The organism is Roseobacter sp. N2S (assembly GCF_031454055.1).
Lineage (GTDB): Bacteria > Pseudomonadota > Alphaproteobacteria > Rhodobacterales > Rhodobacteraceae > Amylibacter.
In genome coordinates this window covers 172,287-185,791 of the sequence record NZ_JAVDQB010000006.1, presented here as the reverse complement: position 1 = coordinate 185,791, position 13,505 = coordinate 172,287, and the positions used below count along the sequence as shown (strand labels likewise).

At 57.2% G+C, this 13,505-nt stretch carries 12 protein-coding genes; 4 read left to right on the top strand and 8 right to left on the bottom strand.

Translation table 11 applies throughout. The features are described 5' to 3' along the window. Positions 1–47: 47 nt before the first annotated feature. Genes GGE09_RS15185 through GGE09_RS15155 form a run of 7 tightly spaced genes read right to left on the bottom strand, consistent with a single transcriptional unit; the run spans position 48 to position 8,318 of the window. Positions 48–1,196 carry an ABC transporter substrate-binding protein gene (locus GGE09_RS15185; RefSeq protein WP_309747001.1) on the bottom strand — a complete coding sequence of 383 codons (1,149 nt, stop codon included), beginning with the start codon at positions 1,194–1,196 and terminating at the stop codon, positions 48–50. Between the two features lie 47 nt (positions 1,197–1,243). Further along, on the bottom strand, positions 1,244–2,866 hold the full coding sequence (locus GGE09_RS15180; protein ID WP_309747000.1) for an AMP-binding protein: 1,623 nt from the start codon (positions 2,864–2,866) through the stop codon (positions 1,244–1,246). A gap of 14 nt (positions 2,867–2,880) precedes the next feature. Then, positions 2,881–4,032, bottom strand: a complete 1,152-nt coding sequence (locus tag GGE09_RS15175) for an acyl-CoA dehydrogenase family protein (RefSeq protein WP_309746999.1) — start codon at positions 4,030–4,032, stop codon at positions 2,881–2,883. Then, positions 4,032–4,832: an enoyl-CoA hydratase family protein gene (locus GGE09_RS15170; protein WP_405048562.1), complete on the bottom strand. Its 801-nt coding sequence runs from the start codon at positions 4,830–4,832 to the stop codon at positions 4,032–4,034. Before GGE09_RS15170 ends, GGE09_RS15175 begins: the two co-directional genes overlap by 1 nt. A 2-nt stretch (positions 4,833–4,834) precedes the next feature. Then, entirely contained in the window at positions 4,835–5,290 is a 456-nt protein-coding gene (locus GGE09_RS15165) for a MarR family transcriptional regulator (RefSeq protein WP_309746997.1), read from the bottom strand. Next, a complete protein-coding gene (locus GGE09_RS15160) occupies positions 5,287–6,027 on the bottom strand; it encodes an SDR family NAD(P)-dependent oxidoreductase (RefSeq protein WP_309746996.1) in 741 nt (246 codons plus the stop codon). Before GGE09_RS15160 ends, GGE09_RS15165 begins: the two co-directional genes overlap by 4 nt. Next, a complete protein-coding gene (locus GGE09_RS15155; protein ID WP_309746995.1) occupies positions 6,024–8,318 on the bottom strand; it encodes a bifunctional salicylyl-CoA 5-hydroxylase/oxidoreductase in 2,295 nt (764 codons plus the stop codon). Before GGE09_RS15155 ends, GGE09_RS15160 begins: the two co-directional genes overlap by 4 nt. 116 nt (positions 8,319–8,434) lie before the next feature. Between GGE09_RS15155 and GGE09_RS15150 the strand changes: the two genes are divergently transcribed. Beyond that, the gene (locus tag GGE09_RS15150; protein WP_309746994.1) at positions 8,435–8,983 is read left to right on the top strand and encodes an REP-associated tyrosine transposase; all 549 of its coding nucleotides are present in this window, start codon (positions 8,435–8,437) and stop codon (positions 8,981–8,983) included. Positions 8,984–9,043: 60 nt separating this feature from the next. Here the strand turns inward: GGE09_RS15150 and ettA are convergent, their stop codons facing one another. After that, positions 9,044–10,699: an energy-dependent translational throttle protein EttA gene (gene ettA / locus GGE09_RS15145; protein ID WP_309746993.1), complete on the bottom strand. Its 1,656-nt coding sequence runs from the start codon at positions 10,697–10,699 to the stop codon at positions 9,044–9,046. 157 nt (positions 10,700–10,856) lie between these two features. On the opposite strand from ettA, the gene GGE09_RS15140 reads away from it, so the two are divergent. From GGE09_RS15140 to dacB, 3 genes are all read left to right on the top strand, one after another. Next, a complete protein-coding gene (locus tag GGE09_RS15140; RefSeq protein ID WP_309746992.1) occupies positions 10,857–11,267 on the top strand; it encodes a hypothetical protein in 411 nt (136 codons plus the stop codon). Beyond that, positions 11,267–11,917 (top strand): nicotinate-nucleotide adenylyltransferase, encoded by a 651-nt coding sequence (locus GGE09_RS15135; protein ID WP_309747109.1) that lies wholly within the window; start codon positions 11,267–11,269, stop codon positions 11,915–11,917. Before GGE09_RS15140 ends, GGE09_RS15135 begins: the two co-directional genes overlap by 1 nt. A gap of 75 nt (positions 11,918–11,992) precedes the next feature. Further along, positions 11,993–13,486, top strand: a complete 1,494-nt coding sequence (gene dacB, locus GGE09_RS15130) for a D-alanyl-D-alanine carboxypeptidase/D-alanyl-D-alanine-endopeptidase (protein WP_309746991.1) — start codon at positions 11,993–11,995, stop codon at positions 13,484–13,486. Positions 13,487–13,505: the final 19 nt, after the last annotated feature.

The following is a 13,505-nucleotide window of genomic DNA, read 5'->3' as shown; positions in this document are numbered from 1 at the left end:
CCTTACGCGTGGGGCAGGCGCGGGATTAACCGCGCCCGCCTGTTGGCTTACATTTTGCAGTCTGCGGCATAAACATCCGCGTGATCTTTCAGGGCTACGCCAACGATTTTATTGGTGTAGATATCGCCCTCTTTGATCACTTCACGCACGTAAATGTCTTGGATCGGGTGGTGGTTGTTGCCAAATTTGAAAGCCCCGCGGGTGCTGGCAAAATCGGCTTCTTCCAAAGCGGCGCGGAAGGCGTCTGCATCCGAAACGCTGGCTTTGGACATAGCACTTAGCAGCAGATTGGCGGTGTCAAACCCTTGACTTGCATAAAGCGAGGGCAGACGGCCGTATTCAGCCTGAAAGGTCTCGACAAAGGCTTTGTTGGCTGCGTTGTCCAGATCTTTGCTCCATTGGGATGTGTTGCGCACACCCAAGGCTGCATCACCAACAGCTTGCAGGATGCCTTGGTCAAAGCTGAAGGCAGGGCCAACCACGGGCAGGCCGATGCCGCTGTCTGCATATTGTTTCAGGAAAGAAATCCCCATGCCACCCGGCAGGAAGAAAAATACGCTATCTGCGCCGGATGCACGGATTTGCGCGATTTCTGATGCGTAGTCTGTTTGGCCCAGTTTTGTCAGCAATTCGCCTGACAATTCGCCTTTGTACTGGCTTTTGTATCCGGTCAGCGCATCCACACCCGCAGGGTAGTTTGGTGCAAGGATGAAGGAGTTCTTATAGCCTTCCGATGTTGCATAAGCGCCCGCAGCTTCGTGCAGGTTGTCGTTCTGCCATGCCACGTTGAAATAGTTTGGATGACAGCCTTTACCAGCCAGCGCAGATGGGCCCGCATTCGGTGAGAGGTAGAATTTACCCTGCGCGGTCACGCTGGGGATCACGGCCATTGCGAGGTTGGACCAGATGATCCCGGTCATCACGTCAACCTTGTCGGACTGGATCATCTTGTCGGCCAGTTGCACAGCCACATCCGGCTTGCGCTGGTCGTCTTCGATCACCACTTCGATGTCGGTATTGCCGGATTGTTTCACCGCCAGCATAAAGCCGTCGCGGGCATCAATGCCAAGCCCCGCACCGCCGCCCGAAAGGGTGGTGATCATGCCCACTTTCAGCGGGTCGGCAAAGCTGGCGGTGCTTAGGGCGGCCAGTGCAGTTGTCAGCGCAGTTGCCTGTGCCAATGTCTTGAGTTTCATTATATTTCTCCCGTGTTGATTATTATAGTTGCGATGTTTTCGGTGGGTTATGAATCCACATCCTGCTTCAAAAGGAAACGCTGAATTTTACCTGTTTGGGTTTTTGGCAACCCTTCTGTAAAAATGATCCGTCGCGGATATTTATAAGGTGCGATGGTGGCCTTTACAAAATCCTGTAGGATTTTGGCTGTTGCGGCCGATGGGTCGGCCCCTTGTAAAACCACATGGGCCTCGACGATGGTGCCCCGTTCGGCATCCGGTGCGCCAACGACCGCACATTCCGCCACATATTCATGAGACAGCAACACGGCTTCGACCTCGGGTCCGGCGATGTTATAACCCGAAGATACGATCATATCGTCATTCCGAGCGGCGAAATGCAGGGCGCCGTTTTCATCCATGGAAAACGCATCCCCTGTGATGTTCCAGCCGTCTTGCACATATTTCGCCTGACGCGGGTCCGCCAGATAGCGGCATCCCGTCGGCCCGCGCACGGCTAGCCGACCCACGGTGCCAAAGGCCACTTCGGCCCCCGCATCGTCAATGATCTTGGCCTGATAGCCGGTCACAGGTTTGCCGGTGCAGGCGGGGGCATGATCGTCAAAGCGGTTGGACACAAAAATATGCAACATTTCCGTCGCGCCAATCCCGTCGAGCATGGGCTTGCCCGTCTTGGCGATCCAGTCCTGATAGACCGGCGCGGGCAGGGTTTCCCCCGCTGATACGGCAGCCCGCAGGCTGGACAGATCCGCGCCTTTGTCCATTGCGGCCAACATGGCACGGTAAGCTGTGGGGGCCGTAAAACAAACAGTTGCGCGATATTTTTCAATGATTTCAATCATATTCGGCGGTGATGCGGTTTCCAGCAGGGTTGCCGCCGCCCCAAACCGCAGCGGAAAAATCGCCAAGCCGCCCAGCCCGAAGGTAAAGGCCAAGGGCGGCGAGCCGATGAAAATGTCATCGGGGGTGACGTTCAGAACCTCGCGGGCATAGCCGTCCGCAATGATCAGCAGGTCGCGGTGAAAATGCATGGTGGCTTTGGGCGAACCCGTGGTGCCAGATGTAAATCCCAGCAAAGCCACATCATCCCGCCCCGTTTGAACCGCATCAAAACGCACGGATTTTTCCAGCGCCAGACGGTCCAGTTCGGCATCATGGTTGGATGTTCCGTCAAAGCCCACAACATGGGTCAGCGTGTCGGTTTCTTTGGCGCAGGACACCATTTCATCCATCAACCGCGTATCGCACAATGCGTGGGTGACCTGCGCCTTTTCAACGATTTTCGCCAGTTCACCGCCGCGCAGCATGGGCATGGTGTTCACCACAACCGCCCCCGCTTTGGTCGCCGCCAGCCAGCAGGCTACCATTGCGGGGTTGTTGGCAGAGCGGATCAACACGCGGTTTCCCGGCTTGACGCCCATATCTTCGACCAGCACATGGGCAAGACGATTGGTCCAATCCGCCAGCTCTTTATAAGTCCGTCTGCGCCCGTTGCCGATCAGGGCGGTGTGATCGCCAAAGCCTTTTTGCACCATGGCGTCGGTCAGTTCGACGCCCACATTCAGTTGGTCGGGATAGTCGAATCCATCCAGCAAAAACACGGGCCAAGTGTCTACCGGCGGAAGGTTGTCGCGGGTGAAACTGTCGGTATGTGCGCTTGGCCCTAGCATGATCGGTCTTTCCTTTATGCGCCCAATGTCTGGCGGGCAATGATGACTTTTTGCACGTCAGAGGCACCTTCATAGATGCGTAACGCCCTGATTTCGCGGTATAGTTTTTCGACGGTCTGGCCTGATCGCACCCCGTCGCCTCCGTGTAACTGAACGGCGGTGTCGATAACCTTTTGCGCCTGATCGGTGGAAAACAGCTTTGCCATTGCCGCCTCGCGGGTGATGCGGGGCGCGCCGCTGTCTTTGGTCCATGCGGCGCGGTAGATCAGCAATGCGCTGGCATCCACATCCACGGCCATATCGGCGATATGACCCTGTACCATTTGCAAATCGAACAATGGCGCACCCTGCACATGGCGGCTGGTGACACGGTGCAAGGATTCATCAAGGGCGCGGCGGGCAAAGCCCAAAGCGGCGGCGGCCACAGTAGAGCGGAACACATCCAGCACCGCCATAGCAATTTTGAACCCCGCGCCGCTGGTGCCAATCAGCGCGGATTTCGGGATGCGGCAATCGGTGAACCGCAGGGTGGCCAAAGGGTGCGGTGCAATGGTTTCCAGCCGCTCTGCAATGTCAAAGCCTTCTGTGTTTGCAGGAACGATAAAGGCAGACAGACCCTTGGCCCCCGCCCCTTCGTCGGTGCGGGCAAAGACAGTGTACACATCCGCGATGCCGCCGTTGGAAATCCACGTCTTTTCCCCGTTCAGGATATAATCATCGCCGTCCAGCGTGGCGGTCATGGTGGAATTGGCCACGTCTGAACCCGATTGCGGTTCGGTCAGGGCAAAGGCGGAAATCGCTTCTCCCTTGCGGGTTTTGGTCAGCCATTGTGCCTTTTGCGCGTCTGATCCGAACAGCGAGATCGCCCCTGTGCCAAGCCCTTGCATGGCAAAGGCAAAGTCGGCCAGCCCGTCGTGGCGGGCCAGTGTTTCACGGATCAAACACAGGCTGCGCACATCCAGTGGGGCATCGCTGTCAGGGGCAACCGCGGAATGGGTCAGCCAGCCGCCTTTGCCCAAAGCCTTGACGATATTCCGACAGGCGGCATCTGTGTCACTATGGTCAATCGTTGCCAGATTTTGCGTAGCCCAAACATCCAGATCCGCTGCCAATGTGCGGTGGCGGTCTTCAAAGAATGGCCAGTTGAGGAAGGTTTTATCAGCCATCAGTTGCCCTCGAACACGGGTTTTTCTTTGGCGACAAAGGCGTTGAAGGCCCGTTCAAAATCGGCGGTCTGCATGCAGATGGCTTGGGCTTGGGCCTCGGCCTCGATCGCTTGTTCGATGGACATGTTCCATTCCTGCGCCAGCATGGTTTTTGTCATCATATTACCGAAATTCGGCCCCGCTGCGATGCGGCTGGCCATTGTTTGCGCGGCAGTATCCAGTTCATCCGCGGCCACCACTGAATTGTAAAACCCCCAAGCCGCGCCTTCATCCGCGCTCATGGATCGCCCAGTGTACAACAGTTCCGCTGCGCGGCCTTGGCCAATGATGCGGGGCAGAATTGCACAAGCCCCCATGTCACAACCCGCCAAACCAACGCGGGTGAATAAAAATGCGCATTTGGCTTCGGGGGTGGCGATGCGCAGGTCGGATGCCATAGCAATAATTGCGCCAGCACCCACACAAACCCCGTCAATCGCCGCGATCACAGGCTTGCCGCAATTCACGATGGCCTTGACCAGATCACCGGTCATGCGGGTAAAGGCCAGCAGTTCCTTCATGGTCATTTGCGTCAAAGGCCCGATGATGTCATGCACATCGCCGCCCGATGAAAAATTGCCACCGTTTGAAGCAAAAACAACCGCATTTACATCATCCGCATAGACCAGATCGCGGAACCAGTCGCGCAGTTCGGCGTAGCTGTCAAAGGTCAGCGGGTTTTTGCGTTCAGGGCGGTCCAAGGCAATGGTGGCGATGCCGTCCTCAATTTTACATAGAAAGTGTTTTACGTCTGTACGCATGGTCATGGTGTTCTCTCCCGCAAGCTTTGTTCTAAATGTTCCAGTCGGTTGGCGATATTGGCCGCGTCTTTGGGGCCAAATTCCACCAGCATTTCGTTGATCCAGCTTTCATGGGCTGCCGCCTGAGTGGCGAATTCCTGTTCGCCCCGTGGTGTCAGTTGCACCAGCCAGGCGCGGCGGTCATTCGGCACAGCAACCCGCACCAGAATACCGTCTTCCACAAGCCGATCCACGATGCCTGTGACATTGCCGTTTGACACTCGCAAAACTTCGGACAGTTGGCTCATCTTCAGCCCGTCGGAATAGCGCGACAAGGCGGCCATCACATCAAAACGGGGCAGGGTAGAGCCAAATTCGCGGCGCAGATTATCCCTGATCTGGGCCTCAATCGCGCGGCTGGCTTTCAAAAACCGCAACCACAGGCGCAGACGTTCCTTAGAGGCGGAATCCTCAATCATATTTCGCCCCCCGACAGGTTAAGCGTATGGCCGTTCACGGATTTCGCCCCGTCCGAGCACAGCCAAAGCGCGGCACTGGCGACCTCATCGGTCTGAATGAACCGGCGCTGGGGGTTGCTCTTTTGCAGGGATTTTACGGCCTGCCCGTGATCCATTCCCGTGCTGTCCATGATGGTCTGGATTGACCGATCCAGCAGCGGCGTTTCCACAAAGCCCGGGCAAATCGCATTGACCGTGATCCCCGTGCTGGCCAGTTCCAGCGCCAGCGCGCGGGTCAGGCCCACCACCCCGTGTTTGGCCGCGCAATACCCTGCCACGTAAGGATAGCCTTTCAACCCCGCAGTAGACGCAATCGCGATCATCCGACCCGTTCCAGCGGCCTTCATATCGGGCAAAACGGCCTGCCACAGATGGAACACGCCACCCAGATTGACATCGGTCATGGCCCGCAAATCGGCGCCGGTCATTTTGGCGAACGGCTTGCTTAACGCTGCCCCTGCATTGGCGATTGCCACGGTTATGGGGCCGTTTTCAGCCCGTGCGGCCTTGATAGCCTGCGCCACGGATGTTTCATCGGTCACGTCACAAATCTGATAGGGCAGCCCCTGTTCGCGCAGCGGTGCCGCGCTGCGGCCCAGAATGGTGACTTTCGCACCGGCTTTGGCAAAAGCCTGCGCGATTTCCGCACCCACACCTGTGCCGCCGCCGGTGACGATGACATGCTGATGCGGGGTCATACCTTGCCCACCATTTCGGCCTGTCGATCCGCCAGCCGCCAGAACTGATCGCGCCCCGCGTCATAGGGTTGCGGCCAGTGTTCCTGCCTGTCACCGATTTGCGTCGCGGCGTGCAGGGTCCAATAGGGGTCGGCCAGATGGGGCCGCGCCAGACAGACCAGATCGGCCCGCCCCGCCATCAGGATGGAATTCACGTGATCCGGTTCAAAAATATTGCCCACCGCCATGGTTTTGATCCCCGCTTCATTGCGAATGCGATCGGAAAACGGGGTTTGGAACATGCGCCCATAAACGGGTTGCGCCTCGGTCGAGGTTTGCCCAGCCGACACGTCAATAATATCTGCGCCTGCAATTTCAAACAGTTGTGAGATCAAAACCGCCTCGGCTGGGGTGACGCCGTCATCCCCGGCCCAGTCGTTTGCCGAAATCCGCACGGCCATGGGTTTCTCCGTGGGCCAGACGGCGCGCATGGCGGAAAACACCTCTAGCGGATAGCGCATACGATTTTCCAGCGTGCCGCCATAGGCATCAGTGCGGCTGTTGGACAGCGGAGAGATAAAGGACGAGATCAGATAGCCGTGGGCCGCGTGCAATTCAACCATGTCAAAGCCAGCCGCCAGCGCCATTTTTGCAGCGGCGACGAACTGATCCCGCACCAGATCCATATCTTCGCGGGTCATGGCGGTGGGCGTCGCATTCCCGTCTGACCAAGGGATCGCCGAGGCTGACAGTATCGGCCAGTTGTCAGTTTCAAGCGGCTGATCCATACCCTCCCATCCCACGCGGGTTGATCCTTTGCGCCCCGAATGACCGATTTGGCAGCAGGTTTTTGCGTCTGTTTCGGTATGGATGAAATCGTTCAAACGCTGCCATGCGGCCTGATGGTCCGGCGCATAAAGCCCGGGACACCCCGGTGTGATCCGCCCTTCAGGGGACACGCAGGTCATTTCGGTATAAACCAGCCCCGCGCCCCCCTTGGCCCGTTCGCCGTAGTGGATCAGATGCCAGTCCGTGGGGCAGCCGTCCACGGCTTTATATTGCGCCATGGGTGACACAACGATGCGGTTTTTAAGGGTCATGTCGCGCAGTTTGAACGGCGCAAACATCGGTGCGCGGGGCGGGGTGGTTTCCGGTGCGCCCGCTTGTTTCTGGAACCATGCCTCGGCCGAGGCAAGCCATGCCCCATCCCGTTCCCGCAGGTTTTCATGGCTGATCCGCTGGGACCGTGTCAGCAGGGAATAATTCAACTGCACAGGGTCCAGATGCAGGTAGCGTTCCACGTCTTCGAACCATTCAACCGAGTTGCGGGCGGCAGATTGCAGGCGCAACACCTCGACGCGGCGCTGGTCCTGGTATTTGCCAAACGCGGCGTCCAGGTTGGGTTCTGTAGCGATGTATTCGGCCAGTTCTATGGCACTTTCCAGCGCCAGTTTGGTGCCAGACCCGATGGAAAAATGCGCGGTGGCGGATGCGTCGCCCAGCAGCACAACATTTTCATGGCTCCAGTTTTCGCACAACACGCGGGGAAAACGAATCCAGGCCGAGCCGCGAATGTGGTTCGCGTTGGTCATCAACGCATGGCCGCCCAAGTGATCCTTGAACACATCCTCGCAGATTTTGATGCTGGCCTGCTGGTCGATTTCGCCAAACCCGTAGGCGTCAAAGGTGGCTTGGCTGCATTCTACAATAAACGTCGCGGTGTCGTCGTTGAATTGATAGGCATGGGCCCAAAGCCAACCTTTGTCTGTGTTTTCAAAGATAAAGGTGAAGGCATCGTCGAATTTCTGGTGGGTCCCAAGCCAGACAAACTGGCATGTGCGCAGGTCGATGTCGGGCTGGAAGGTATCGGCAAATTCCATGCGGGTTTTGGAATTCAACCCGTCTGCCGCCACAACCACATCATACTCGGACTGGTATGCGGCGGCGGTTTTTGCTTCGGTTTCAAAGCGCATGTCAACGCCAAGCGCGCGGGCCCGTTCCTGAAGGATCAACAACAACCGCTGCCGCCCGATGCCACAAAAACCATGGCCCGTGGACAGCATTTTCTGTCCCTGATGGTGGACGGCAATGTCATCCCAATAGGCAAAATGCTGGCGGATTTCGGCGGCGGATTCGGGGTCGTTGCGGTGCAGATTGTCGAGCGTTTCATCCGACAGAACCACACCCCAGCCAAAGGTATCATCGGGTTTGTTGCGTTCAATCAAGATCACCTGCGCGCTGGGCTGGCGCAGCTTCATTGAAATCGCAAAATACAGACCGGCGGGACCACCACCCAAAACAGCTATACGCATCAGTCGTCCGTTCCTCTTTGAGTGCCAGCACAATCGGCTGGTTTAGAAGAGGCTAGGCTGAGTCGTGAATTCGTTCAAGTAAAAATATTTTAGGGTTGAAGTAAGTGGGTGAGGGGATGTTAACCATTTTACGGTTTTGTCGTTGGATGGTGAACTATCGAAGACCGAAAATCGCCGGAGCGACCGTGTTCTTTACCGTGGTGCTCGCCCGTCGCGGCGATGATCTGTTGCTGCGCTATGTGGATGTGCTACGGGGTGCCGTTGCGAGGACGCAGGCGGAGCGCCCTTTCGTCATTAACGCTTTTGTTGTGCTGCCGGACCACTTTCATTGTGTGTTAACCCTGCCCGTCAGGGATGCGGATTATTCGCGGCGGATCGGTGCCATAAAGGCGCGGTTTGTTATGGGGATTCGCAGGAAAGGGTATTTGCTGCCGTTGGAATTGCCGGTTGTGTCGCGGGGGCGGTTTGCCGGGCTGAAGCCCGGTCTACGGCTTGAAAAGCGCGAAGTCGGCGTTTGGCAGAGGCGTTTTTGGGAGCATCATATCCGTGATGCGCGCGATTATGACAACCACTTGCTGTATTGTTGGAACAATCCGGTCAAGCACGGCTATGTGACGCGGGCAAAGGATTGGCCGTATTCGTCGTACCACCGCGACAATGCGTAGGTCGGGCTTCAGCCCGACACTACTTTTACGGGTGGTCGGGCTGAAGCCCGACCTACGGTTTTACCGCGTAAACTTTTTATACTTCACCCGTGTCGGTTCCAGCGCATTTGGTCCCAAGCGACGTACTTTATCTTCTTCGTAATCGGCAAAGTTGCCTTCAAACCATTCCACATGGGCCTCGCCCTCAAACGCCAGAATATGTGTACAAATCCGGTCAAGGAAGAAGCGGTCGTGAGAGATGACCACGGCGCAGCCTGCGAAGTTTACCAAAGCGTCTTCAAGGGCACGCAGGGTTTCAACGTCAAGGTCGTTGGTCGGTTCATCAAGCAGCAGCACGTTGCCGCCTTCGCGCAGCAGTTTGGCCAAATGGACGCGGTTACGCTCCCCGCCAGACAGCAGGTTCATGGTCTTTTGCTGGTCGCCGCCTTTGAAGTTAAAGGCAGAACAATAGGCCCGCGCGTTCATTTCCGCATCGCCCAGTTTGATAATATCCTGACTGTCGGAAATTTCCGCCCAGACGGTTTTTGTATCGTCCAGATTGTCACGGGACTGATCCACGTAAGACAGTTTCACAGTGTCGCCGTAGGTGACCTCGCCACTGTCAGGCTGTTCCTGTCCTGTCAGCATTTTGAACAGGGTGGATTTACCCGCGCCGTTGGGACCGATTACGCCGACAATGCCCCCCGGTGGCAGGGAAAACGACAGGTTTTCCACCAGCAATTTTTCGCCGTAAGCTTTGGTGAGGCCTTCGACCTCAATCACCTTACCGCCCAGACGGGGGCCGTTTGGAATGACGATTTGGGCGGAGGTGATTTTCTCACGCTCGGATTGGTTGGCCAGATCATTATAGGCGTTGATCCGTGCTTTTTGCTTGGCTTGGCGGGCTTTGGCACCCTGACGAATCCAGTCAAGTTCCCGCTCCAGCGTTTTCTGGCGGGTCTTGTCGTCTTTGGCTTCATGGGCCAGACGTTTAGCTTTTTGCTCCAGCCATGCGGAATAGTTGCCCTCGTAAGGAATGCCGCGGCCACGGTCCAGTTCCAGAATCCAGCTGGTGATGTCATCGAGGAAATAACGGTCGTGGGTGACGATCAGGATGGTGCCTTTGTAATCCATCAGGTGCTTTTGCAGCCAAGCGATGGTTTCCGCGTCAAGGTGGTTGGTCGGCTCGTCAAGCAGCAGCATTTCCGGTGCTTCAAGCAGCAGTTTACACAGGGCGACGCGGCGGGCTTCACCACCAGACAGGCTGGTCACATCGGCGTCATCGGGCGGGCAGCGCAGGGCTTCCATCGCGATGTCGATGCTGGCGTCCAGATTCCACAGGTCTTGGGCGTCGATGATGTCTTGCAATTCGCCCATCCGCTCTGCGGTTTCCTCGGAATAGTTCATCGCAAGGTCGTTGTATTCGTCCAGAACCGCCTTTTTATCGGCCACGGCCAACATAACGTTTTCACGCACATTCAGGCTGGCGTCCAGTTTTGGTTCCTGTGGCAGGTAGCCGACTTTGGCGCCTTCGGCAGACCATGCCTCGCCAGTGAATTCCTTGTCGATTCCGGCCATGATCCGCATCAGGGTGGATTTACCCGAGCCATTCACGCCCACGACGCCGATTTTTACACCGGGCAGAAAGGACAGCCGGATATTTTCAAAGCATTTCTTGCCGCCGGGATAGGTCTTGGACACGCCGTCCATGTGGTAAACATATTGGTAAGATGCCATTGGGAAGCCCCTATTTCTGGTGTGTGCCGTTTTGGTGTTCATATCGAAGCTGGGCATAGGGGGCAATGGGTTGGGCAGGGGCTTTCTGCGGCTTCATTGGTGTTTCGCTGGATTAGCGCTGAATAATCCCTTAACCACGCAAGGAATGAAGATACTTATGCAAAATATCATCCGGCTTTTCGTGGCCCTTTTGGTGCTTGGCGCAGGCGCTAGCGCTATGGCGGACGGGGCGCGGCGGGTTGAACAAGCGATCTGGAACAAGGTGCACACCAAGGCGATCACTGGAGACAGGATATTGTTCAACGGGGCGGAATTGTTGTTGGAAAACCTGACTTGCCCTGATGCGACCACGGAAAAAGGGCGCGAAGCCAAGGCGTTGATGAATACCTTTCTGCGCCGTGCAGGTCACTTCGAATGCGAGGTCGAATTGCTGCCCGATGACCGTCTGCGCGGCCATTGTACCGTGGCCGAGCGGCGCGGGCTAAAACCCAGTGCGAACCTGTCCACAGGGATGGTCAAAAGCGGGTTATGCCATAGCGGCGATCAGACCAAGGGAATTGCTGCGTGATTGGACAGGGGCAGTTTCCGCTGGCCACAGCAGGCCAGCGCATCGGCTTGCTTGGAGGGTCGTTTGACCCGCCCCATGGGGGGCATTTGCATATTTCGCGCTGGGCGTTGAAATCTTTCGGGCTGGATCGGGTCTGGTGGATGGTGTCCCCGGGAAATCCGCTGAAAACACGGGGGCCTGCGCCCATGGATCGCCGTCTTGCGGCTTGCCGCGCGCTGGCCAGCGATCCCCGTATGGTGGTCACGGATATTGAGACACATTTGGGCACGCGCTATACCGCCGCCACCTTGCAGGCGCTGCTGCCGCGCTACAAAGGGGTGCGGTTTGTCTGGTTGATGGGCGCGGATAATCTGGCGGATTTCCACCGCTGGAAAGACTGGGACTGGATCATGGAAACCCTGCCTATCGGGGTTTTAGGGCGCCCCGGGGAGCAACTGGCCGCAGGCTGTTCGCCCGCCGCGCGGCGGTATAGTAAATACCGCCTGCAAGCTCGCCGCGCCGAGGCTTTGCCTTTTCGACAGGCCCCCAGTTGGTCTTTGTTGACAGGACCGATGGTGGATCAGTCCAGCACGCAAATCCGTGCCAGCGGGGCGTGGCCGTCCAGCCGCCTGCCCAAAGCAGCTGACAGCGACACAACGCCGACAGGCTGACGACTTGACCTTGTGGCAACCGCGCCAAAGATTTAAGCTTCGCTGCAAACAGCCATTATTCAGCGTGATTTCACAATGTTAACCAGACGTTTCCTTTTGGCCGCGATGATGGCCTCTGTTGCAGTCCCCGCCAGTGCAGGCGCCCCCCTTACATCGCCCCGCCCGCAAGCGCGCCCCTTGCAAGGCGCGCAAAAGATCAAGGCGGCAGTGCCAAAGGTCAGTCTGAAAGATATTGTCGAAGGTTCGGGCCTGTCGGGGGAGGTTAGCATCCTTTTGGCCGATAGCAGTGGACGGGTACTTGAATCCTATACGGCGGATAATTCCTTGCCCCCTGCCAGCGTGACCAAAACTGTCACGGCCCTATATGCGTTGCAACATCTGGGCTCGGATTATCATTTTGCCACCAGCCTGATAGCCACGGGCCCCGTATCCGGCGGGGTTGTTCAAGGTGATTTGGTTCTTGCGGGGGGCGGCGATCCCCATCTGGATACGGACGGGCTGGCCAATCTGGCCGCCAAATTGCGCAGCGCCGGTATCACGGGGATCACGGGGCGGTTTCGGGTTTATGGCGGCGCGCTGCCCTATCAAGAAAGCATTGACCCCCAGCAGCCCGACTACGTGGGGTATAATCCTGCGGTGTCAGGGCTGAACCTGAATTTCAACCGCGTCTATTTTGAATGGAAACGCACGGCGAACGGTTATGCCACTACGATGGATGCCCGCACCAATCACTTCCGTCCTGCCATTCACGGTATCGAAGTGGGGATTGTGGATCGCAAAGCGCCGCTGTTTACCTATAAGAAATCCACCAAAAACGAACAATGGACCGTGATGCGTGGAGCGCTCGGCAAGGGCGGCGGGCGTTGGTTGCCAGTGCGTGAAATTGATGCCTATGTGGGCGAAGTGTTTCGGGATCTGGCGGCGAAAAAGGGTGTGCGGCTGCCAAGCGCTACATCAACGGATGGCCTGTCAAACGGCACGCTTGTGGCCCAAGAGGTCAGCGCCAGCCTGTATTCACAAGTCAAATCCATGCTGAAATATTCAACCAACCTAACAGCCGAAGTGACAGGCCTGACCACCACCCGCCACCGCGGGGCATCCGTGCGCAATCTGGCAGGATCAGCGCGGGAAATGACCAATTGGGTGGAAAAAGCCTACGGGGTCAACGGGATAAAATTTGTGGATCATTCAGGGCTGGGGGACGACTCTCGGGTCAGCGCCAGCCAGATGGTGCAAATTCTGGCGCGGTCTGGATGGAATGGCCCGCTGCGTCCTGCGTTAAAAGAGATCAAACTGGTGAATTCCAAAGGCCGCGCTGCGCCGATTGACGGGGTGAGCGTTGTGGCCAAGACGGGCACGTTGAACTTCGCCAGTGCGTTGGCAGGATATATTGATGCACCCAACGGCAAAAAACTGACCTTCGCGATTTTCACGGCGGATATGGGCAAGCGGGCGAAAATCACGCGGGCCAATCGCGAACGTCCCGAGGGCGGCGCTGCATGGCGCAGGCGGTCTAAAAACATGCAGCAGGTTTTATTGCGGCATTGGGCGTTGGACTATGGGGTTTAAGCCATCCCCCTAAAGCCGC